Source organism: Bacillus sp. GbtcB10, assembly GCF_019091365.1.
Classification (GTDB): Bacteria; Bacillota; Bacilli; order Bacillales; family Bacillaceae; genus Bacillus; species Bacillus altitudinis.
In genome coordinates, this window is record NZ_JAGXJP010000003.1 from 164,534 (window position 1) to 186,389 (window position 21,856).

General features: G+C 41.3%; 23 protein-coding genes. 1 reads left to right on the plus strand and 22 read right to left on the minus strand.

The annotated features are described in order from the left end of the window. Positions 1 to 42: 42 nt before the first annotated feature. From dinG to KVT11_RS10955, 11 genes are all read right to left on the minus strand, one after another. Positions 43 to 2,835, minus strand: a complete 2,793-nt coding sequence (gene dinG / locus KVT11_RS10905) for an ATP-dependent DNA helicase DinG (protein WP_210552090.1) — start codon at positions 2,833 to 2,835, stop codon at positions 43 to 45. A gap of 115 nt (positions 2,836 to 2,950) precedes the next feature. Beyond that, positions 2,951 to 3,334 carry an aspartate 1-decarboxylase gene (gene panD, locus KVT11_RS10910; protein WP_017359738.1) on the minus strand — a complete coding sequence of 128 codons (384 nt, stop codon included), beginning with the start codon at positions 3,332 to 3,334 and terminating at the stop codon, positions 2,951 to 2,953. After that, on the minus strand, positions 3,327 to 4,193 hold the full coding sequence (panC, locus tag KVT11_RS10915; RefSeq protein WP_116307061.1) for a pantoate--beta-alanine ligase: 867 nt from the start codon (positions 4,191 to 4,193) through the stop codon (positions 3,327 to 3,329). The genes panD and panC overlap by 8 nt, the downstream gene beginning before the upstream one ends. After that, positions 4,190 to 5,029: a 3-methyl-2-oxobutanoate hydroxymethyltransferase gene (panB, locus tag KVT11_RS10920; RefSeq protein WP_017367493.1), complete on the minus strand. Its 840-nt coding sequence runs from the start codon at positions 5,027 to 5,029 to the stop codon at positions 4,190 to 4,192. The genes panC and panB overlap by 4 nt, the downstream gene beginning before the upstream one ends. Positions 5,030 to 5,228: 199 nt before the next feature. After that, complete coding sequence (locus KVT11_RS10925; RefSeq protein ID WP_025207537.1) at positions 5,229 to 6,212, minus strand: bifunctional biotin--[acetyl-CoA-carboxylase] synthetase/biotin operon repressor; 984 nt, start codon at positions 6,210 to 6,212, stop codon at positions 5,229 to 5,231. Continuing rightward, positions 6,185 to 7,384, minus strand: coding sequence for a CCA tRNA nucleotidyltransferase (locus KVT11_RS10930; RefSeq protein WP_025207538.1), 1,200 nt, complete (start codon positions 7,382 to 7,384; stop codon positions 6,185 to 6,187). Before KVT11_RS10930 ends, KVT11_RS10925 begins: the two co-directional genes overlap by 28 nt. Next, on the minus strand, positions 7,377 to 8,522 hold the full coding sequence (gene bshA, locus KVT11_RS10935) for an N-acetyl-alpha-D-glucosaminyl L-malate synthase BshA (protein WP_116307063.1): 1,146 nt from the start codon (positions 8,520 to 8,522) through the stop codon (positions 7,377 to 7,379). Before bshA ends, KVT11_RS10930 begins: the two co-directional genes overlap by 8 nt. A gap of 2 nt (positions 8,523 to 8,524) precedes the next feature. After that, on the minus strand, positions 8,525 to 9,229 hold the full coding sequence (bshB1, locus tag KVT11_RS10940) for a bacillithiol biosynthesis deacetylase BshB1 (RefSeq protein ID WP_116307065.1): 705 nt from the start codon (positions 9,227 to 9,229) through the stop codon (positions 8,525 to 8,527). After that, a complete protein-coding gene (gene mgsA / locus KVT11_RS10945; protein ID WP_008344580.1) occupies positions 9,216 to 9,635 on the minus strand; it encodes a methylglyoxal synthase in 420 nt (139 codons plus the stop codon). The genes bshB1 and mgsA overlap by 14 nt, the downstream gene beginning before the upstream one ends. Before the next feature lie 17 nt (positions 9,636 to 9,652). Beyond that, positions 9,653 to 10,456 (minus strand): 4-hydroxy-tetrahydrodipicolinate reductase, encoded by an 804-nt coding sequence (gene dapB / locus KVT11_RS10950; RefSeq protein ID WP_116307068.1) that lies wholly within the window; start codon positions 10,454 to 10,456, stop codon positions 9,653 to 9,655. Positions 10,457 to 10,461: 5 nt separating this feature from the next. After that, positions 10,462 to 10,797: a nucleotide pyrophosphohydrolase gene (locus KVT11_RS10955; protein WP_008344575.1), complete on the minus strand. Its 336-nt coding sequence runs from the start codon at positions 10,795 to 10,797 to the stop codon at positions 10,462 to 10,464. A gap of 137 nt (positions 10,798 to 10,934) precedes the next feature. Between KVT11_RS10955 and KVT11_RS10960 the strand changes: the two genes are divergently transcribed. Next, entirely contained in the window at positions 10,935 to 11,807 is an 873-nt protein-coding gene (locus KVT11_RS10960) for a YitT family protein (protein WP_003215598.1), read from the plus strand. A gap of 30 nt (positions 11,808 to 11,837) precedes the next feature. On the opposite strand, the gene ypjB is transcribed toward KVT11_RS10960, so the two are convergent. The 11 genes from ypjB to hisC form a co-directional block, all read right to left on the minus strand. After that, positions 11,838 to 12,644 carry a sporulation protein YpjB gene (gene ypjB, locus KVT11_RS10965; RefSeq protein ID WP_217609009.1) on the minus strand — a complete coding sequence of 269 codons (807 nt, stop codon included), beginning with the start codon at positions 12,642 to 12,644 and terminating at the stop codon, positions 11,838 to 11,840. Positions 12,645 to 12,709: 65 nt separating this feature from the next. Beyond that, entirely contained in the window at positions 12,710 to 13,303 is a 594-nt protein-coding gene (gene lhaT / locus KVT11_RS10970; RefSeq protein WP_116307070.1) for a lipoprotein heptaprenylglyceryl N-acetyltransferase LhaT, read from the minus strand. 102 nt (positions 13,304 to 13,405) lie between these two features. Then, the gene (locus KVT11_RS10975) at positions 13,406 to 14,173 is read right to left on the minus strand and encodes a menaquinol-cytochrome c reductase cytochrome b/c subunit (RefSeq protein WP_008344567.1); all 768 of its coding nucleotides are present in this window, start codon (positions 14,171 to 14,173) and stop codon (positions 13,406 to 13,408) included. Positions 14,174 to 14,214: 41 nt separating this feature from the next. Next, a complete protein-coding gene (qcrB, locus tag KVT11_RS10980; RefSeq protein WP_003215804.1) occupies positions 14,215 to 14,889 on the minus strand; it encodes a menaquinol-cytochrome c reductase cytochrome b subunit in 675 nt (224 codons plus the stop codon). 2 nt (positions 14,890 to 14,891) lie between these two features. Then, complete coding sequence (locus tag KVT11_RS10985) at positions 14,892 to 15,398, minus strand: ubiquinol-cytochrome c reductase iron-sulfur subunit (RefSeq protein WP_007500911.1); 507 nt, start codon at positions 15,396 to 15,398, stop codon at positions 14,892 to 14,894. Between the two features lie 144 nt (positions 15,399 to 15,542). Beyond that, positions 15,543 to 15,989 carry a YpiF family protein gene (locus KVT11_RS10990; RefSeq protein ID WP_007500913.1) on the minus strand — a complete coding sequence of 149 codons (447 nt, stop codon included), beginning with the start codon at positions 15,987 to 15,989 and terminating at the stop codon, positions 15,543 to 15,545. Positions 15,990 to 16,050: 61 nt separating this feature from the next. After that, positions 16,051 to 16,590 (minus strand): ReoY family proteolytic degradation factor, encoded by a 540-nt coding sequence (locus KVT11_RS10995; protein WP_008344562.1) that lies wholly within the window; start codon positions 16,588 to 16,590, stop codon positions 16,051 to 16,053. Between the two features lie 75 nt (positions 16,591 to 16,665). Continuing rightward, complete coding sequence (locus tag KVT11_RS11000) at positions 16,666 to 17,937, minus strand: tetratricopeptide repeat protein (protein ID WP_035702924.1); 1,272 nt, start codon at positions 17,935 to 17,937, stop codon at positions 16,666 to 16,668. A 289-nt stretch (positions 17,938 to 18,226) separates the two neighbouring features. Further along, complete coding sequence (gene aroA / locus KVT11_RS11005; RefSeq protein ID WP_046527075.1) at positions 18,227 to 19,513, minus strand: 3-phosphoshikimate 1-carboxyvinyltransferase; 1,287 nt, start codon at positions 19,511 to 19,513, stop codon at positions 18,227 to 18,229. A gap of 10 nt (positions 19,514 to 19,523) precedes the next feature. Further along, positions 19,524 to 20,639 (minus strand): prephenate dehydrogenase, encoded by a 1,116-nt coding sequence (locus KVT11_RS11010; protein WP_035702923.1) that lies wholly within the window; start codon positions 20,637 to 20,639, stop codon positions 19,524 to 19,526. A gap of 117 nt (positions 20,640 to 20,756) precedes the next feature. After that, the gene (hisC, locus tag KVT11_RS11015) at positions 20,757 to 21,854 is read right to left on the minus strand and encodes a histidinol-phosphate transaminase (protein WP_017359751.1); all 1,098 of its coding nucleotides are present in this window, start codon (positions 21,852 to 21,854) and stop codon (positions 20,757 to 20,759) included. Between the last annotated feature and the right edge of the window lie 2 nt (positions 21,855 to 21,856).

Here is a 21,856-nt window from a genome sequence, read left to right on the forward strand (position 1 = left end):
TTACGATAAATTAACTCCAAACCCACACCAGTGAAAGGCCGCTTATGACAGCGGCTTTTCGTTGTTAAGCTTTTCTATAAACGCCTCAAGCGACTCTTTGGACATCTCGTGAACTGGCGCATGATGAAGTGATTCTAAAAATAGTTTTCCATACGAAGCGGTTTTCACTCGGCGGTCTAAAATCAGCAATGTTCCGATGTCTTTTTCCGAGCGCAGCAAGCGGCCGGCTCCTTGCTTAAAAGTTAACACAGCTTCCGGGAGAGCGACGGCTTTAAACGGATTCTTCCCCTGTTTTTTTGCCGCTTCGCATTTTGCTTCAATGAGCGGTGAATCAGGCGGTCGGAAAGGAAGCCTTGCCATAATGACGGTCGTTAGCTCTGAGCCAGGAAAATCCACACCTTCCCAGAAACTCCCTGTTCCTAGCAAGATGGCTTGCTTAGCCAATTTGAACATTTTCGTCAATTTTACAGGGCTCCCGCCTGTCAAACCTTGAGCAAACAATGCCGATTGCATACCTTCTGATTTCAACTCTTCATACACTGCTTTTAACATCTCATGTGAATTAAATAACACCAATATTTTCGCTTGATCCTGCTTTTCCATGATCTTAATATATGTTGCAGCTTGCTTCACATAATCACGTTCATCACGGTTTGTGATCGGCGGCATGTCAGCCGGTACAACGACCTTAAGCTGTTTTTCAAGTTCAAAAGGTGAATCAATTTGGACAAGGTGTGGATAAAAATCTTGCAGGCCAAATCGTTCCAAGCAATAATCAAAGCGTCGATTGATGGTGAGCGTCCCTGATGTGAGGACGACGCTTTTTTTGTTCATAAAGAACCGATCAGCCAACAGCTCCCCTGTATCTAGCGGCTGCGCGTGCATAAAGACAGCATTCTTGGCACCCTTTGCATCAATCTCAATCCAAACGGTTTCATCATTGTTTGGTTCAAAGATAAACCGGTACAGCGTACTGCAGAATGTCTGCATAAATGACATCACTTGATCGTATTCTTCTGCTTCAAATGCAAACTGCTCTATGAACTGATCACTTTTGTGAAGCAACTCATTTTTTTGCTGCTCATACAGTTTCTCACAAGCAATCAATAACGAACAAAGCTTACTCGCTGATTCTTTAATTCGGACCCACTGAGCATGTTTTGAATGATGACGGACTCTATGAATGAGACGATTGATGTCCGCTTTTGGTTTTGTCCTTTTGACAAAAGAATGAACGGTACTAAAAAATGCGTCACTTTCCATCTGAAGCTGCTGAAGATACTCGTCCATTTCAATAAAGGTGTCAGTTGATAAACCTGCCCCATGAAATCTCTTTTTCAATTTCTTAAGCAGCCCGCCATGCAAAGAGCCAAGCTGGGTTAATTTCGCATGAAGCTGGATATAAGACGCACTGTCACCTAGCGTTTCATTGGCTGTTTTTTCAAATTGGTGGGCCTCATCAATCACATAGACATCTGCATGCTGAAAGATAGAAGCTCCTTCCGTTTGAGATAAAAGCAGACGATGATTCGTCAAAATTAAATCAGCGGTTTGAGCCTTTCGTTTAGCCCGTTCATAAAAACAATGTTCTTTAAAACGGCGTTTTTTCGATGTAAATGGCATGTGCACACAAGAGATACGGTCTTTTATATTTGCAGCTCCTGACGGTAAATTCAGTTCAGACAAATCACCTGTTTCAGTGACAAGAAGCCACATTAAAATTTGCGCTTTTGTTAAGACAACATCATAGTTATCATCTTCCTCATGCAGCACATGCTCAAACTTATCTAAACAAATATAATGTGCCCGCCCTTTAAACACACAGGCGGCTGGCTCAAATGGGAGCAACTGCTTGAGTAGCGGAACATCGCGCTGAAGCATTTGCTGCTGCAGTAAAATAGAATATGTACTGATAATGACAGGTTTTCCTGATTTCTTTGCTTCTAAAGCAGCTGGTATAAGATAAGCGAGTGTTTTCCCGATTCCTGGCGCCGCTTCAATTAACGCATAAGCTCTTTCATGGAACGCATCTCTTACTTTGTTCATCATCGTGAGCTGGCCTTCTCTTACTTCATAGCCTTCTAATGTTTGAGGTAGCTTCTCTTTTATCTCCTCAAACAGTTGCTCGTCGTCAGCGCCTACTGCATATGTCGATTCAGTGATAGGATTGGTCACATCTTTCACAGCAAAAGATCCTACTTCTACAAGCGAATCATCCTGACTAGAGTGATTGGTTTCAAGCTGCTTAATTAAAAGTCCTATATCACTTAGAAGATAAGAGGATAATCTGCGCAGCTGTTTTAACACATTTGGCGGTGTATTCCTTAATTGATGTAATAAGGTTAAAAATAACATGGCAGTAACTTCCGCATCACTATCCGCCCTGTGCGGGTGGTCATGTGGAAGCATGAGCTCTTCGCTTAATTCAGTTAACTTATAACCTTCAAGCTCAGGATAAAGAATTCTAGAAATTTCAACCGTATCAATCGCTAGCACATCCAGCTCATTTTTCCCGCATGCTTTTAGTTCATCGTTTAAAAAGTTCAAATCAAAATGAACATTGTGCGCAACAAAATAAGCGCCCTGTATGAGATCATACACCTCTTGGGCAATGTCCTCAAAAAACACCGCGTCATCAACCATGTGCTGCTTAATACCTGTCAGCTGTTCAATAAATCCAGGAATCGTTTTCCCTGGGTTCACATATTTTGAATACCGTTCGACAATTTGTCCATTTTCAATGACCACCGCAGCAATTTGAATGATTTTATCACCTTTTTTTGGTGAATTCCCGGTGGTTTCAATATCAACGACAACAAACCTTTGATCGGTCATAAAATGGACACCTCAATTCCTCGTTCCACTCATAGTGAAACACACTCTGGGCAATATAGCTGAAACAGAACAGCTTCCTTATGATGAAACTGTTCTGTTTCCATGTGAGCGTGCGTTATAAAATCGTTCTCGCAGGCTCTTGCCCAATCATTTGTTCAATTTGATTTTGTTTATTTAACACGACCACTTTAGGTGTGTGCGATTTCGCTTCTTCCTCTGACAACATCCCATAAGCGATAATAATGACTTCATCTCCTGGCTGAACCAATCTTGCTGCCGCACCATTTAAACAAATGACACCGCTCTTTCTTTCTCCAGGGATGATATATGTTTCAAGTCTAGCACCATTGTGATTATTGACAATTTGCACTTTCTCATTTGCCATCATGCCTGCCGCATCAAGCAAATCTTCGTCGATGGTAATACTGCCTACATAGTGTAAGTTTGCTTCAGTCACTGTCGCTTTATGAAGTTTCGAGGTCATAAAAGTTCTATACATGTTTTTCACCGCTTTCAGGAACATGGAAAATCACATTATCAATCAGTCTTGCCCGGGAGAACTTCACAGCAGTGGCAATGATCACTTGGCCCGTTAAGTGCTGAAGGGGTTCAAGCTCTGGGTAGGAGTAAATGTCAATATAATCGATTTCCCCACTCGTTTGAAGAATCTCTTCTTCCACTAATTGATAAATACGATTTATATCATGTTCACCCTTTTCTACAGCTGTCTGTCCTTTTTTTAATGCCCGGTATAAAGCAGGTGCTTCTTGCCTTTCTGTTTCTGACAGATACACGTTCCTTGAACTTTTCGCTAAACCGTCTTCTTCTCGAACAGTAGGAACAGACACAAGGTGAAGATCGAAAAAGAAATCCTTGATCATCGCATCGATAACAGCGACTTGCTGTGCATCTTTTAGACCAAAGTATACATTGGTTGGTGCGACAAGGTGAAACAGCTTTGTCAGCACCGTGACAACGCCGTCGAAGTGTCCTGGGCGTTTCTTCCCGCATAAGACGTCTGTACGCTTTTGGACAGTCATCGTAATCGATGGCTCGTCTTTGTACATTTCCTTCACATCAGGTGTAAATAATATATCTACTCCAGCTTCTTCGGCAAGACGCTGGTCTCTTTCCATATCTCTTGGATAGGATTCAAAGTCTTCATTCGGTCCAAATTGCAATGGATTAACAAAGATGCTCATCACCACGATGTCATTTTGATCTCTTGCTTCTTTTGCAAGCGTAAGATGTCCTTCATGGAGGAAACCCATTGTAGGGACAAATCCAATGGAATGCTGCTTCTTTTGATGCTGCTTGATCATTTCTTTTAGTTCATGAATATGGGAGACAACCTTCATTCCTTAGTCCCCCCATATAAACCATCAAGGACTTCTTCTTTCATATGAAAGGTATGAGCATCCTCTGGGAATGTGCGTGCTTTTACTTCTTTTGTATATTGTATGAGCGCTTCTTCTAATACAGCATCGATTTGCGCGTATTGTTTCACAAATTTAGGTGTTCTAGACACACCGTACCCTACCACATCATGGTAAACAAGAACTTGTCCATCTGCTTCAGCCCCTGCCCCAATTCCGATCACAGGAATCTTTAGCATGTCAGTAATCCGTTTTGTCAGTTCACCAGGTACACACTCTAACACAAGAGCGATGGCGCCTGCTTCCTCACATTTCAGACTATCTTCAATCAATTTCTGTGCACTCTCTTTGTCTTTTCCTTGCACTTTATAGCCGCCAAGGACACCGACTGATTGAGGGGTGAGCCCTAAATGGCTTACAACAGGAATGCCGCCTCTTGTAAGTGCTTGAATGGATTCAAATACTCCGTCTCCACCTTCAAGCTTTAATGCATCAGCACCGCTTTCTTGCATAATGCGTGCTGCATTTTTCATCGTTTCTTCTAATGAATAATGATAAGACATAAATGGCATATCCGTCACAACAAATGTGTCTTTTGCGCCTCTTTTCACTGCTTTTGTGTGATGAATCATATCATCCATCGTCACTTGCACTGTGGAATCAAGTCCAAGGACAACCATCCCAAGTGAGTCACCAACTAAGATCATGTCGACTTCCGCTTTTTCCGCTTGCTTTGCAGCTGGATAGTCGTATGCTGTCAGCATCACGATAGGTTCGTTTTGTTCTTTCATTTTGAAAAAATCTAACTTTGTCTTCATTTGTTCCTCCTCATTCTGGAGAGGAGATGGCTTGTCTGATCTCACACGCTTTTATCTCTCATGTGCAGACGAATCATCCCTCTGTCCAAGTCCCTTAGGATCAAGGCAGAAATTTATCGAATTTTTCTTCCTAACAGGTACAGTTCTTTTTCAGATACTGCCCACACGAAGTATATCAAAAATGTGCCGGGTGTTCCACTTAAGTTGACTTGATCTCAATGTCAGCGGAGTAGATGTTTTGGATTCCGCCCTCCGTTTCGAGTAAGAGAACGCCTTCATCGTTAATCCCAAGCGCCGTTCCAGCATATTGTCCATTGACGGTGCGTGCGATGATACGTTTTCCAATGGTCATCGCATACGATTCCCATAATTGTTTGATCGGAGCAAAACCATAAGTCATATATTCATCATACCTTTTTTCAAAGGTGGACATGATGGTTTGAATCAATGCCGCTCTGTCTACCTTTTCACCCAGTTCCATTTGCAAACTCGTCGCAACATCCTTTAATTCTTCTGGAAAATCATTTGCCGTCTGATTCACGTTAATGCCTGGACCAATAATGACTGCGTGAACTTGGTCAGCTTCTGCTTTTAATTCAGTCAAAATACCAACGACCTTTTTTCCGTTTAGCAAAATATCGTTTGGCCATTTGATTGATGGACTGAGACCCGTTTGCTGCGCTATGGCTTCAGCGATCGCGACAGATGCTAAAAGCGTCATTTGCGGCGCTTTGTGCAGCGGTATTTCCGGCCGGAGAATCAAACTCATCCAAATGCCTGTCCCATTTGGTGAATGCCACGTTCTTTGAAGGCGGCCTTTTCCGTTTGTCTGATGATCACTGACAACAAGCGAGCCGTGCGGGGCTCCTTTATTGACGAAGTCATGGGCAATGAGCTGAGTTGAGGCGACTTCTTCTTGAAAGTAAATATGCCGGCCAAACAGCTCTGTTTCCAAACCAAACAGAATTTCGTCTTCACTAATTTTGTCCGGTTTACGAAGCAGCCGGTATCCTTTTCTTCTGACCGCTTCGACCTCATATCCCTCTTTTCGCAAATCCTCTATATGCTTCCATACCGCCGTTCGGGAGCAGCCAAGCTCATCACATATTTGCTGGCTTGAGACAAAATCTTGCTCAGATGCTGTAAATAGTTCAATTAATCGTTTTCTAATCGCTGATCGCACGCTATGAGCCACTCCTCTATGGCTTCTTTTCGGTTTTCAAGCTGGTTTTGCAAAACGGCTTTTTTTACAGAAGAAAGCTCTTCTGCAATCCATTTACCAGCTGGCTTTTGCCGAAAGGCCATCAAATCTTTTCCTGACACTGCAAGGTCTTGAAGCTGTTTAATCGGCAACGCATCATATGAACGTTTCGCCGCCTCCAGCTCATCAAAGAAAATGCGGCGCTCATGTTTGAGTTGCGTGATTTTCATACTAGAAAGCAGGACATGTTCACCAGCTTCAAACATTTTTTCCGCATCCCAGTCACAATCAACATATTTGCTAATGGCAACGGCTTCTTTTAAAAGTTTCGTTGATAACTTCCATTCTTTTAAAAAGGACACCGCCTCCGCCCCATCTAGACCAAGTAAATGGATAAAGGCTCCCCACACCTCATCTAACCCATCCAATAAATAATACGGGAAAGCTTGGAACGTTTCATTCAGCTGATCCTTGAGGCCGGGCAATTCTTCATACAATTTGGTGGAGATGAGCACCTTGATGGCTTGCTCACAGTAGCGACCTTTTAAAAGTTTTTCCATTTCGATCTTTTTGCGTTCAACAGATATGTTAGCAAGCAGATGTTTATCTTTTTTCATTGCTTCTTCCGTCTCTTTAGAAAGCTCAAATCCGAGCTGGCTTAAAAACCGCACCGCTCTCATCATCCGAAGCGCATCTTCTTGAAAGCGGCATGCAGGATCTCCAACCGTTTGAATCCGTCTTCGCTTAATATCACGCTTGCCGCCTACATGGTCAATGATGTCACCATGAATATCCATGGCTACTGCATTGATCGTTAAATCTCTTCTTAAAAGATCTTCTTTTAGTGATGAAATAAACGCCACTTCTTTAGGCCGGCGAAAGTCTTCATATTCTGATTCAGTCCGAAACGTAGTGACCTCATAGCTGCCCCCGTCAAGTAACACAATAACAGTGCCATGCTCTTTGCCGACATCTACTGTTTTATCAAATAAAGACTCCACCACATCAGGTGTGGCATCTGTCGCAATATCGATATCTCCAATTTCCCTGCCTAAAAGGACATCTCTCACCGCACCGCCGACAAAATAAGCTTGATACCCATGTTCGTGCAGTGTATGTAAAATAGGGATCGCATGCGTGAATGGTTCATTCATCTTCAACATCACCTTCGATCAATTCTAAGTAAAGCTCTTCATACTCTCTCACAATTTTGTCAGAAGAGAAATTGGCTTCCACACTAGACTTGGCTGCCATCGATATTTGCTGATGGAGCGCATTGTCTTTCAGAATAGAGATGGCATGTTTTGCTGCTCCATCTACATCACCAAGCGGAACAAGGAATCCTGTCTCTCCATGTGCAATCACCTCTGGAATTCCTCCAACGTCTGTTCCTATACAAGGTACTCCGCATGCCATTGCTTCAAGTAGTACAAGACCAAAACTCTCTTTCTCAGAAAGCAGCAGCTTCAAATCACTAATCGAATAGAGCTCCTCCACCTTCTCTTGCTTTCCTAAAAATAACACGCGGTCCGTTAATCCAAGCTTTTTCACAAGCTCGCAAACAACCGATTTTTCAGGTCCGTCCCCAATCAGTAGCAGTTTTGCATTCACCTGTTCAGAAATCTGTTTAAACACATGGATCACGTCATGCACCCGCTTCACTTTACGGAAATTTGATACATGGATGACGACCTTCTCATCCTGCAGAAGACCATAATGCGTCCTCAGCACTTCGTGATCTTCACGCAAATATACGCGCTCATCGACGAAATTATGGATCGTATCAATTTTTTTATTCGGTTTAATCAGATCGTATGTCTGCGCAGCTAATGAATGTGATACAGCCGTTACGCGGTCAGATGATTCGATCGCAAACCGGATGACTTCCTTTAAAGATGGGTCATAGCCTAAAACCGTAATATCCGTCCCGTGAAGGGTGGTGACGACTTTGACAGACTGTCCAGTCATTTGTTTGGCTAAGAACGCACAGACAGCGTGAGGGACCGCATAATGCGCATGAATAATATCAAGCTTCTCTCGTTTTGCCACTTCTGCGAGTTTACTTGCCAGTGCAAGGTCATAAGGCGGATATTGAAACACAGCATATTGATTGACATCCACCTCATGAAAATAAATATTCGGATACACTTTATTGAGTCTAAACGGAATACTCGAGGTAATGAAATGAACATCGTGCCCTTTTTCAGCTAAACGTTTTCCAAGCTCTGTGGCAATAATGCCCGATCCGCCAACACTTGGATAACAAGTGATTCCGATCTTCAATTTTTTCATAATTACCCCCCAAGTAAGTCATCGTCCATCAAAAGTGGCTTCTTTGTCAGAAACCCTTCTGCAAAAAGTTTATTGACTTCCCTTCCATACATCGACTCTCTCATTTTGACAAAATCAATATAACCATTTACAAGCGGTGTCTCCACTGAACTCTCTGTTTTGACAAATTGGCTTTTATACGCATGTAAGCTATCAATTTTTTGGTTCATCTCGTCTGAGATATCGATCACAAAATCTGGACGATGGTGGCCATTAATCATGTAATAATACATCTGGCTTATTTTATGCGCTGGCTGCTTGTATGAATCTTCAAATTTATGTATACCTGCAGAAAAAGCGGCCTCTTCTACAAGTGAACCCGCATGACCATGATCAGGATGTCGATCTTGGTGGTGCGGGGCAAAAATAAGTTTTGGTTTATATGTTCGGATGACACCTGCAATTTCTTTTATCGCTTCGTCATTCAGATAAAGTCCTCTATCTGGCAGCGTGAGCTGGATTCGAGTCGTGACGCCTAAAATGGCAGCGGCTGCTCTGGCCTCTTCTTTTCGGCTGTCAATCGTTCCATTTGAAGATAATTCAGCCTGAGTCAAGTCACAAATCCCAACACGTGCCCCTTTTTTTACGTATTTTGCAATCGTTCCACCCATACCGATCTCTACATCATCACTATGGGCACCGAATGCAAGGATATCAAGTGGTTTCATGCGTTCCTCCGTTTTTTGCTACATCTCGAAAATCAAACGTACCTTTATTTAAATTCCTGACTAAAATTTCGGCAGTCCCCATATTGGTTGCTAATGGGATGGCATACACATCGCAAAGCCGGATGAGTGCAGATACATCCGGTTCATGCGGCTGTGCAGTGAGAGGGTCTCTAAAAAAGAGCACAAGATCCATTGCATTATCAGCAATCATGGCACCAATCTGCTGATCCCCTCCAAGTGGTCCTGATTGGAAACGATGAACGGGAAGCCCAGTCGCTTCTTTCACTCTTAAACCTGTGGTTCCTGTTGCATAAAGTGTATGATCTGCCAAAAGATCTCGATACGCAATGGCGAATTGAATCATGTCACTTTTTTTCTTATCGTGAGCGATTAAAGCAATGTTCATCAGGGATCCACTCCTTATTAGTCGATAATATTTTCTAAGCCATAAACGAGTTGATCAATATGCATCACCTGTTCAACAGAAAGCTTCACACCTGACATAAAGGATGCACGGTTATAAGAATCATGACGGATCGTGAGCGTCTGTCCGTCCATTCCAAACAGCACTTCTTGATGTGCAATCATGCCTGGAAGTCTTACGCTGTGAAGGCGGATGCCATCATAATCTGCTCCTCGTGCACCTTCGATTAGTTCTTTTTCTTCAGGGTGCCCCTGCTTTTTGCTTTCTCTTACTTCTGCGATCATTTCAGCTGTTTTTAGTCCTGTACCGCTCGGAGCGTCCAATTTTTTATCATGATGAAGCTCAATGATTTCAACATCAGGAAAATAATTTGCTGCCATTTTGGCAAACTTCATCATTAAAACAGCACCAACAGCAAAGTTAGGCGCAATAATACAGCCTATCCCTTTTTCTTCTGTTAATTGCTGAAGTTCTTTTAGGTCGTCTTCTGAAAAACCTGTTGTGCCTACGACTGGACGTACGCCATGTTCAAGGGCTTTTTTTGTATGTACTTTCCCGATTTCTGGGGTCGTCAAATCAATTAATACATCTGGTGCTGTTTCTGAAAAACACACGTCAATATCCGTATAAATGGGCGCATCAGATGTTGTATGAATCACATCAGATAGCTTTTTCCCCTCATGTGTGTGATCAAGTGCTGCTACCAGTTCAAAATGGCTTGTTTCTTCTGCCAGCTTGACAGCCTCTATCCCCATTCTTCCTCTTGCTCCAGCGATTACGACTTTGATGGTTTGATTCGTCATCTTCTCTACTTCCCTTCTTTTTTCGTCCAGCGGTCTTTGTCTCTTGTATTGAATTTATGCATCACACGATCATGGGCTTCTTCAAGTGATATATTGAGTGAATTGGCAAGGCATGTTAACACAAACAGCACATCGCCAATTTCTTCTTCCATGCTTTTTTCTGTTTCAGTTGTTTTTTTCGGCTTTTCTCCATAGTAATGGTTAACCTCTCTTGCCAGTTCACCTAATTCTTCTGTCAGACGGGCCATCATGGCAAGCGGGCTGAAATAGCCTTCTTTAAATTGTCCTATGTAATCATCTACTTCTTGCTGCACGTGACGCAGCGTTTTTTCATTCGTCATGAAGCTCATCCTCCTATCCATCTCTTACATGTTAGCGAAATCATAAATATTTGACAAATGTTTAAAACTCAGTTTGCTTGTTTCTCTTCCATACCATATAATATTATCGCTGTCTAAGCAAAAAAAGGAGTGATCTTTTGCTAAAAGAAATTCGTCTTAAAAATATCGTATTTATTTTAATAGGATCTGCGATTTTTTCTTTCGGCCTTGTTCATTTTAATATGCAGAACAACTTGGCGGAAGGCGGATTTACAGGTATCACACTGCTTTTATATTTTCTATTTCACATTGACCCATCTATTTCAAACCTTGTGTTAAACATTCCGATCTTTTTTATCGGCTGGAAAATGCTTGGCAGAACCATGTTTACATATACAATTGTCGGAACCGTCAGTCTTTCTGTCTTTCTAGCCATCTTCCAGCGCTTTCAAATACATATGCCTCTTCAGCACGATTTAGCCTTAGCCGCACTCTTTGCAGGTGTGTTTATCGGAACAGGCCTCGGGATCATCTTTAAATTCGGCGGGACAACAGGCGGCGTGGACATTATTGCAAGACTGATCAACAAACATTATCAAGTCGCAATGGGAAGAACGATGTTTATCTTCGATGCGTGCGTCATTACCATCTCTCTCACCTATTTAAATTACAAAGAAGCCATGTATACACTTGTTGCCGTATTTGTTGCTGCAAAAGTCATCGACTTCATGCAAGAAGGCGCTTACGCTGCCAAAGGAGCGATGATTATTTCTGAAAAGGATGACATCATTCAAAAGAAAATCACAGAGGAAATGGAGCGCGGAGTGACCATTTTAAAGGGTGTCGGCTCCTATACGAAACAGGAACGCAACGTCCTTTACTGCGTCGTTCCAAAAAATGAGCTTGTCCACCTCAAGAGCGTCGTAACTTCCGTCGATCCTCATGCGTTTGTATCAGTGAGTGACGTGCATGACGTACTTGGTGAAGGCTTCACATTAGATGAACATAAAAAGCCGCTCAATCCCCACTAAAAAAGAAGCCCGATAACGGTGCTTCTTTTTTTATGACTTTGGATAATCGGCTTGTCGCTTTTGCTTTTTTTCTTTTTCAGCACGGTATTTCCTAAACCCAACATACGTTAAAGTGAGTAAAATCATACTTCCTGTTGTTAAAATGACCCATAAAAGCGATGGATCCGCTTCATCTTGATCAACGTTCGCAAACAAACTTGATAAATCTTCTTCGAGTTTCGTGAGACGCTCAAGCTTTGTCCCACTCGATGCTTTTAAAAATTCACCTTGTTCAATTACTTCCATGTGCTGCTTAATCGTTTGCAGCTTTTCAGGCGAGATATCAATGGTTAAACTCGGATAAATCATATCATACAATGAAACCAGCTCATTCCAAGTTTCATAGAACGTCGTCGATTCTGGATCTTTTACTTCTTTCTTTAATGTCGGAAAAGACCCCATAATCGGCTTCTCGAGAGATCCCCAAAGAGGTTCTGAATTTGATTGTATCGCATCGAGAAGCATTCTAAACTGAGAGGCATACCGAAGTTTTTCGCGTTCATTTAAGTCTTCCTGCGGGAGTCCTTTAATGATATCTTGATAGCCAAGTGTAATTTGCCGAACCTGCGTATTCGTCAGAGTTCCACGCCAATTCTCAGCTTTAAATGTCTTTTCAGCATACAATGCAACTTGTAATGCCTCATCATATTTAGCTTGTCTCGTTAATTGAAAGATTGAATCTGATAGTTCCGTTAATTCTTGCAGCGCTTTAGCAGCTGTTGTTTCCTCACCTTTTGCAGCAGCTGGATGCAAGACGAGAAATAATAATAGAATCATCGCGATTGACTTTCGTTTCATGCAAGTCCCTCCTAGCCTTTCTCCATACAGCGTATGAAGAAAAGGACAAGGTTAGACCAACATTGTTAAGGGAGTTCAAGCTTGACCGATTTTTTCGAGATGACAAGATAATACGAAATAAGAAGAACGGCAATACTTAACCAAAACGTCACGTAGCCGATCTCATTTGAATAGGCAGAAAGCATAGAATAACGCGGCATCATTCCAAATACATAATCAATCACATCATTATGTAAAATCCATATCCCTGCTACAACCAAATGACGCATGTGAAAACGATAATACGGCGCAAATAACACAGCCTGTACCGCCATCGCAAAGTGCGAACCAATTAGCATATATCCTTCCCAAGGAAAATCATCAACAGAAACGAGCACGAAAAGATTCATCCCTACAGCCCATAATCCATATTTGATCAAGGTGACAAGGGCCAGTGCTTCAAAATAAGGAGCATGGCGTTTCATTAGAAAGGCTAGTAATACAAATAAAAAGAAAAAGCTTGCCGTCGGACTGTCTGGTACAAAAGGTAAAAAGACAGCCGGCGTCTCTACGAGCTGCGGAATATACCAGTAATAGCCGTACGCAGTGCCAAGAAAGTTGACAATGAGCACGAGCACAAGCATGTAGCGTGTGGCTAGCAGATATTGAATCCATCTCATATTTCTCTTCACTCACGATCTGTTAAAATCAGAAAAAAGCTGACAGCGCCAGCTTTTTTCTCCTTTTGAGTATATCCTTGTACTTGCATTTAAACAACTGAATTATTTAGATTTGACCTCAGATAAATATTTCGAGAGCTTTTCAAGTTCTTCATCGCTGCCTTTAAAAATGCCCTTAGGCATGTTGCCTTTACCTTCTACAGCGATTTTCGCAATTTCCTCTGGTGCTAAACCATTGTCAACAAGTGACGGTCCAGCTGCCCCGCCTTGCATATTATCTCCGTGACAGGAGATACATGTCTGCTCTTGATAGATTTTATACTCTTCAGCTGAGGTATCAATCTCTGCTTCTTTCTTGATTTCACCTTGCTTCGCTGCTGCTTCCCAGTCATGAGTAGCAACAGACTCCCATGTTAAATAGGTTGCTGCACCAACTGCAAGAATCATCATTCCAACTGCAATTGGTCTTCGATATGGCCTACGTTCAGGACCAGAATCAAGAAATGGTGCGAGTAAAAGAGCACCAAACGCAATTCCAGGCATAATCATTGCGCCAACCACCGTATAGCTCCCTGCAGCAAACTCATATTTTAACAACTGGTACAAAAATAGAAAATACCAGTCTGGCAGCGGAATATAGCCCGTATCTGTCGGATCAGCCATCCGCTCAAGCGGAGGTGCATGAACAACAGTTAGGACAAGAAATCCAATTAAAAAAACAGCACCTACAAGCCATTCCTTTAAAAGAAAGTTCGGCCAAAAGGCTTCGGTTTTTCCCGGATATTCGGAATAGTCTTTAGGTATGTTAGGTTTTCTTTCTGCCGGTATTCTGGAATCTCCGACAAACTTCATCCCTTTTCCCCTATGCAAAGTCATCCCCTCCTCATTGAACATTCATCAAACGCAAAATTTTACAGCGGTCCAGAAATTCCTTGCTTACGAATCATAATAAAGTGGGCAGCCATCAGCCCAAATAATGCCGCTGGCAAGAAAAAGACATGGATAGCGAAAAATCTCGTCAGCGTTTGTGCACCTACAATGTCAGGATGACCTGCAAGCAGCGTTTTAATCTCTTTCCCAATGAAAGGTGTCGCCTCTGCAATTTGAAGACCAACCTTCGTCGCAAATAGCGCCTTCATATCCCACGGTAAAAGATATCCGGTAAAACCAAGTCCAAGCATCACAAAGAAAATGAGCACACCGACAATCCAGTTTAGCTCTCTAGGCTTTTTATACGCCCCTTGGAAAAAGACCCTCAGCGTATGTAAAAACATCATAACAATGACTAGACTCGCACCCCAGTGGTGCATCCCTCTAACAATCTGTCCGAATGCCACTTCATTTTGCAAATAATAGACAGATTCCCATGCATTTTTAATATCCGGTACATAATACATCGTTAAAAACATGCCCGAAAGGACTTGAATGACCGTCACAAAAAACGTTAAACCGCCAAAACAATACACAAAAGCAGAGAAATGATGTGCTGGATTGACGTGCTCAGGCACTTCATGATCCGCAATGTCTCTCCATATCGGTGTGATGTCCAGCCGCTCATCTACCCAATCGTAAATCTTGTTAAGCATCGTTACCCTTCCCCTTTCGGCACAGCTTTTCCAAGATAGAGGTATCCGTCCTTCACTTGCTGCTTATAATGATCAAGCGGTGCAAGCGGTGGAGTTCCGGGTACGTTTGTACCATCCTTGTCGTACAGCCCATAATGGCATGGGCAGAAAAATTTGTTTGGATTTTTCGGATCACTGTTCCAGTTCACTGTACATCCCAAATGTTTACAGATTGGCGATAAAGCGACAATTTCATCCCCTTCTTTGTACACCCATGCAGACCTAGATTCCTTTGACTCATACCATGCATCTACTTGATCAATTTTAAAGTCAAAGCGCTTCGGTTCTTTTGTCAGTTCATCTACACTGACAACTTGAACCATATCCTGATCCTCTGTTCCTTTTAGCACAGGGTCAAGCGCAAAGCGAACCATAGGCATGAGCATTCCAGCGGCCATAAATCCCCCCACGCCGGTCAACGTGTAATTCAAAAATTGACGCCTGGACACTCCATGTCTCTTCTCGCTCATTTTTTTCTCCCCCCCTCAGGTCGTCAGCTACTTTATAACTGAATTAGAAAAAATTTCATAAAACTAGGACACCCTCATAATATATCAATCTATTCACAAGGTCAACAGCCTAAAAAGCTATGTACAATGCAAATGTAAGGGTTTTTATGAAGGGTTCCATTTTTGTAACAAAAAGTTCAAAATTTGTTCTACACTGTCTTGAATGACTTTTTGCTTTAAATTGACCTTTAAATGCTCAAGCGGAACAGACTGCAATATAAATGCCGATTCGCTCACTTCTAGCTGTTCTTTCCATTTGTTATCAGATGTGATAAACACAACATGCTGAAAATGTTCTTGCAATGATTGTTTTACTGCAAGTATGTCTTCTTGCTTACGATGATTTACTTCTAAATATGTATGTGGAGGAAAAAGAAACACTCTGCCTTTCAGTTGCCTTTCAAGATCCTCTGCCACAAGCATTGTAAACTCACCTAAAGACACGGTTTGTTTGATATGGCTTGCATCTATCCCAACTAATGGAATGATAGCGGTATCAATGTAATCTTTAGATTGTAAAAAGAGATCCGCGTCCTCCGCCTGAAACTTCATCTAGTTCCCCTCTTTCATCACATAAGCCCTGCCTGTATAGGGCAAGGCTTATTGGCTTGGTTTATGATAATAGGCTTAATTCTTTTGCTAACTTATTAAATGTTTCTTGATCATGACGGTCAAGCGCTTCATCGATTTCTTTCATCAGCCGTTCTTTTTGGAAAGTAGCAATAGAATGCTCTAGCACTTTCTCAGCAAGATCTTTATCTTTTTCATTTTCATAAAGATCTTTAGGAATATGAGGATTTGTTTCAAGTACAGCGGCATATTCCGGCGAACGATATGCAGATCGGAAATTCAATTGAATAAACAAATCTTGCTGTTTATTCAAACGAATATCATGAAATGATTTTTCTGCATCTGTCGTCATGATATTTTCTTTATAAAATCTAAAGGGAACTTCATCCACACAGTGTGTTGACATAATAATTCCCCTTGGGCAAAATTCTGCTTGCTCTACAAAATGAACCTTTTCCATCAAAGAGTCGTGACTCATTAAATAATTTAATATCCAAACACACTCTCTTCGCTTTAACTGATAATGGTTTAAGAACCACCGGATAAATTCCTTCTTTTCATTGACAGAAACAGGGGTCTGCATGTTATTCCCTCCTCTATCGTAAATTAAATTGCTATACATGAATTATTCAACAAACCAGTTCTTCATTCCTGCAAACTATAAGGAAATTTCGTCTTCAATTCTTAAAATCGTTTCTTCAATTTCTTCATTCGTGCCATCTTTCTGAAGAACTTTTCGTAATAACGGCAAGGCTTCTTTTTGTCTGCCTTCTTCTAAAAGGAACGAAGCATATTCATATAAAAAGTCACGTTCCTCATCAAAATCAGGCAGAGCAAGTTTGAAATACTCAGCGGCTTCATCATATTCTTCTCGTCCGACAGAAGCAGAAGCAGCATACCAATTCCATTTTGGATCTTCTTCCCCAAAACTTTTAACCTCTTTAATCACATCCAGAATTTCATCAAACAGCTCTTCATTTAAATAGATCGCAAGCAGCGTTTGAACTGCTTCAATATATCCTGGATCAAGAGCAAGTGCTTCTTGAAGCAATTTTTTCGCATCTTCCGAATGGCCATTTTTCAAATCAATCTTTGCCCCATATAAATATAACTCTTTGTTATACTCATCCACTTTAATTCCTTCTTTTACTATCTCTAAAGCTTCATGATATAGTCCTTCTTCCTCATAGCTTTTGGCTAAAGGCATATAAAGTGACGAATACGAAGGATCAATATCTTTTAGTTCAGAAAGCTGCTGAATAGCCGTTTTCGTTCTGCCAGCCCTCATCGCTGTAAATCCATAGCCAAAAAGTGTATTTGGATCCACTTGATCCTTTACAGCCTTTTCATACCATTCAAGGGCATCTTCAAATTCTCCAGCTGTGCTTAATGATTCAGCGAGCCGCTGATATACATTGACACCGCCAATTTCATTTTGTTGATCGGCCACTTTGTAGAAATAGTCGGCTGCTTTCTTTGAAAGACCTTGAGAAAAATACAATTCCCCTAAAGCAAAATCAATGACGGCTTCATGAGGTAGTAACTCTTTCGCTTTTAAAAGCTTTTGTTCACTGACTTCAAATAGTCCTTGCATTTGATACAAATCTGCCATTAACAATAAACTCTCTGGATACGCATCGTCATCTTCAGGAATCGTTTCAAGAACTGCTATTGCCTTCTCTTCTTCGTCAGAGTCTATTAAAAGCTCTGCATAAAAACAGGTTAATCCTGTTTCTTCTGGATATAAATCATGTAAATCACTAATGAGATTCCGTGCTTTATCAATATCTCCCCAGTCATAATATAACTGAGCTGCCTGCGCTTTTTCTTCATCATGAAGATGCTTCTCTGCTTGAGCAAGTGTTTGGAGTCCCTTTTCAGTCTCACCCGCCTCAACTAATTTTATGGCTTCTTGTAATGAACTATTCAAATCAAACCGTTCCTTTCTGTTTCCAAAAACCTAAACTGTTGTTACTTCATATCATAATCGACAGCTGCATATCCAGCAAATATGTTGCTCTTTTAACATGAAGCCATTTTTGTGTTTTGAAGACTCTTTTTCAATCAATACTTTACTAAACTGACGATTTGTAAACCGAATACGCTAAAAAATTGTTTTTGAATCAGCAAAATGCTCTTTTTCAAGGTTTCACCTTGAGACAAGCTATGCTATAGTTCTTTCAAATATGCAAAAGGAAAGAAAAAGCCTGAGGAAATCCTCAGACTGTTTGCGTTAAGTATTCAATGTGTTCAAAGAAATTTGGGTAAGATACACGTACTGCATCTGTATCTTCAATCTCGATTGCTTGCTCTGTTATACATGCCGCAATTCCTAACATCATACCAATTCGATGATCTCCGTAGCTTGAGACGACTGCGCCGCCTTTAAGGCTCGTTTTACCATGAATCTTCATTCCATCATCTGTTGCTTCAATATGAGCACCTAGTTTTTTAAGTTCTGAAACGACTGTATCAATACGATTGGTTTCTTTCACTTTTAATTCAGCGGCATCTTTAATGATCGTTGTTCCTTCTGCTTGAGTAGCTAGGAGCGCAATAATAGGAATTTCGTCGATGAGTCTAGAGATCATATCACCTGAAATGTCGATCCCTTTTAATGAAGAGGTAGAGATCGTTAAATCACCGTACGGTTCTCCGCCTTTAGCATCCACTTCTTGAATGTCGAGGTCTGCACCCATTTGTTTTAGCACATCTATAATACCAGTTCTCGTTTTGTTCAAACCGACATTTCTCAATACAATCCGGCTGTTTGGAACGATAGATCCAGCCACTAAGAAAAATGCAGCTGAAGAAATATCTCCAGGGACAAATACATCTGTTGCTTTTAACGTTTGTCCACCTTCAATTGCAACACTTTGTGCATCTTCATGTAGCGAGACACCAAACATTGATAACATTCTTTCGGTATGGTCTCTTGATTTATGCGGTTCAGTTAACGTCGTTGTTCCTTCTGCCTGCAGCCCAGCTAGAAGGACAGCCGACTTAATCTGGGCACTGGCAACTGGAGACTCATAAGAGATAGCTTTTAAATTACCCCCACGTATAGAAAGTGGTGTATACTCGCCATTTGCTCTGCCATCTATCTTGGCTCCCAATTGTTTTAGCGGACCTGTTACCCGTTTCATCGGTCTTTTGGCAATACTTTCGTCTCCGATCAGCGTACTGTGGAACTCACAGCCAGCCAAGATTCCCATCATTAAACGAATGGTCGTGCCAGAGTTACCAACATCGAGAATATCGCTCGGCTCTTTAAGTCCTTTTAGTCCCTTACCATGAATGACAACATCTGTACCTTTTTGCTCGATGTCTACACCCATCTTTCTAAAACAATCAATCGTGCTTAAACAATCAGCGCCAGGAAGAAAGTTTTTTACTACTGTAGTCCCGTCAGCAATAGCGCCAAACATCACAGATCTATGAGAAATGGACTTATCTCCTGGAATATGAATTTCTCCATTCATAGGAGCACTTTTATGAATTTTCATGTTCCTCACCTCAATCAGCATAAAATGTATCGTAATTTGCTCTATTTTTTATACAGAGTTCTGCCCGCTTTCGATCGTCATCTGTTTGAAAACTGATGCGTAAAATCCCGTTAATGTCTTCTCGCGTTTCAATAATACGGATATTTGTAATACTAATGTTTTCATTTGCTAGATATCCTGTAATTTCCGAAATAACACCAGGATGATCCGGCACATCGACATAAAGATCATAAAAAGCAGGGATCGCTCCTTTTTTCCTCAGAGGCAGGCCGTCGCGATATTCCTTGGCCTCTTGGAAATAAGAGAATAACCCCTCAGCATCTTCTTGTTGCACAAAGGATTCAATGCGGTCAATCTCTTTTTTCCATTCATAGAACCGGTCTAAAATCTTGTTTTTATTGTGCAAGAGGATATCGCGCCACATTGCAGGATTACTTGATGCAATACGGGTAATATCTCGAAAGCCTCCAGCAGCAAACCGTTTTACAAGAGGAAATTCTTCTTCAAAATGATGCGCTTGATGCACAAGACTGGCAGCGACGATATGTGGAAAGTGACTAATCACACTTGTCACAGCATCATGTTCTTCGGGTGTCATTTCAATGAAATGAGCATTGGTTCCCTTCAGCAGATCCTTCAAACGGTCAACAGCCTGACGACTTGTTACCTTTGCTGGCGTTAAAATGTAGAATGCATTTTCAAATAAAAAGTCTTTCGCTGCAATGACACCTGATTTATGAGACCCTGCCATCGGATGCCCGCCAATAAATTGGTAATGATCAGGCAACGTTTTTTCAGCAAAGTGAACGACCTTTTGCTTTGTGCTCCCTACATCCGTAATCGTGAGCTCTCTTTCAATTCCAGATGCTGCAATATCACTTAACATTTTGACGGTTTGTTGTACTGGCGTTGCCAAAATAATCGTTGCTGATGCTTTTAAGCCTTCTATAAAGGACTCGGCAGTCGCGTCAATGATCCCTAGTTTTGTTGCAGCAATCATTTGTTCTTTAGAGACATCATAGCCTACAATTTTTTTATGTGGAAATTCTTTTTTAATCGACAGTGCAATAGAACCACCAATTAAACCAAGTCCAGCGATTAATATGGTTTCGTTTGCTTCATTCATGTTCATCACCTGATTTTTCGCGAAAATTAAACAAGCTGTTTCAATAGCTTATATGTATATTGGATGAGTTACAACGAAAGCCATATCCCATAAACAGGATATGACTTCATTGTTATGCTACGCACGGATGCCTTGTAATAAATCGGCAAGTGTAGTTAAGATTTCTTCATTTTGCTCCTTCGTTCCAACAGTAATACGCAAAGAAGTTGGGAATCCGAGAGCTTGACCAGATCGAACGATATAGCCCTTTTTCAAAAGTGCATTGAACAGCTCATCTGCATCTCTTTTAAAATCAATCAGCACAAAGTTTGTTTGAGATGGATAGATAAATAATCCAAAACGGTCTGCAAATTCTTGATATTGTTTAAGACCTGCTTCATTTTTTTGTCTGCACGATTGAATGAAGTCTTGATCTTTAATGGCTGCACGTGCAGCTGCCTGAGCGATACGACTTGTATTAAATGGCTCTCTCGCAGGTTCAATGGCGGTAATCAATTCCTCTGAAGCAACCCCATAACCTACTCGAAGTGCCGCAAGTCCATATGCTTTAGAGAATGTGCGCAATACAATGACATTTTGATAGGCTTTTAATAGAGATAAACTGTTCGGAAAGTCTTCTGCGCGAACATATTCAAAATATGCTTCATCTAGAACGACAAGCACGTGAGCAGGCACTTGATCTAAGAACGATACGAGCTCAGATTCTGACAAATGATTTCCTGTCGGATTGTTCGGGTTACACACCCAAACGACTTTTGTGTTGTCATCCATCGCATCCAGCATTCCCTTTAGATCATGAGCTCCACCATTTAGAAGTGGTACTTCTCTAATCTCTGCATGCTCAATCACTGCATTGTGACGGTATTGCGGGAATGACGGAGATGGGATCACCGTATTTGTATGTTGATCAAGGAATGCCCTAGCAATAATTTGCACAAGTTCATCTGAGCCATTCCCGAATATTAATTGTTTTTCATTTACTTGAAGAAACTCAGCCAGTTCCGTTCTTAAACTTGCGCTGTATCCGTCTGGATAAATCGCTAAATGTTCAAGTTCAGCTTGTATGGCCTCTCTTGCATGTGTGGAACATCCAAAAGGGTTTTCATTTGAAGCCAATTTCACAATTTTGTCTAATTGATATTCTTTTTTGACCTCTTCAATTGGTTTCCCAGGTTGATACGGTTTTAGCTGTTTTAATTGATCTTTGATTTGCAAAA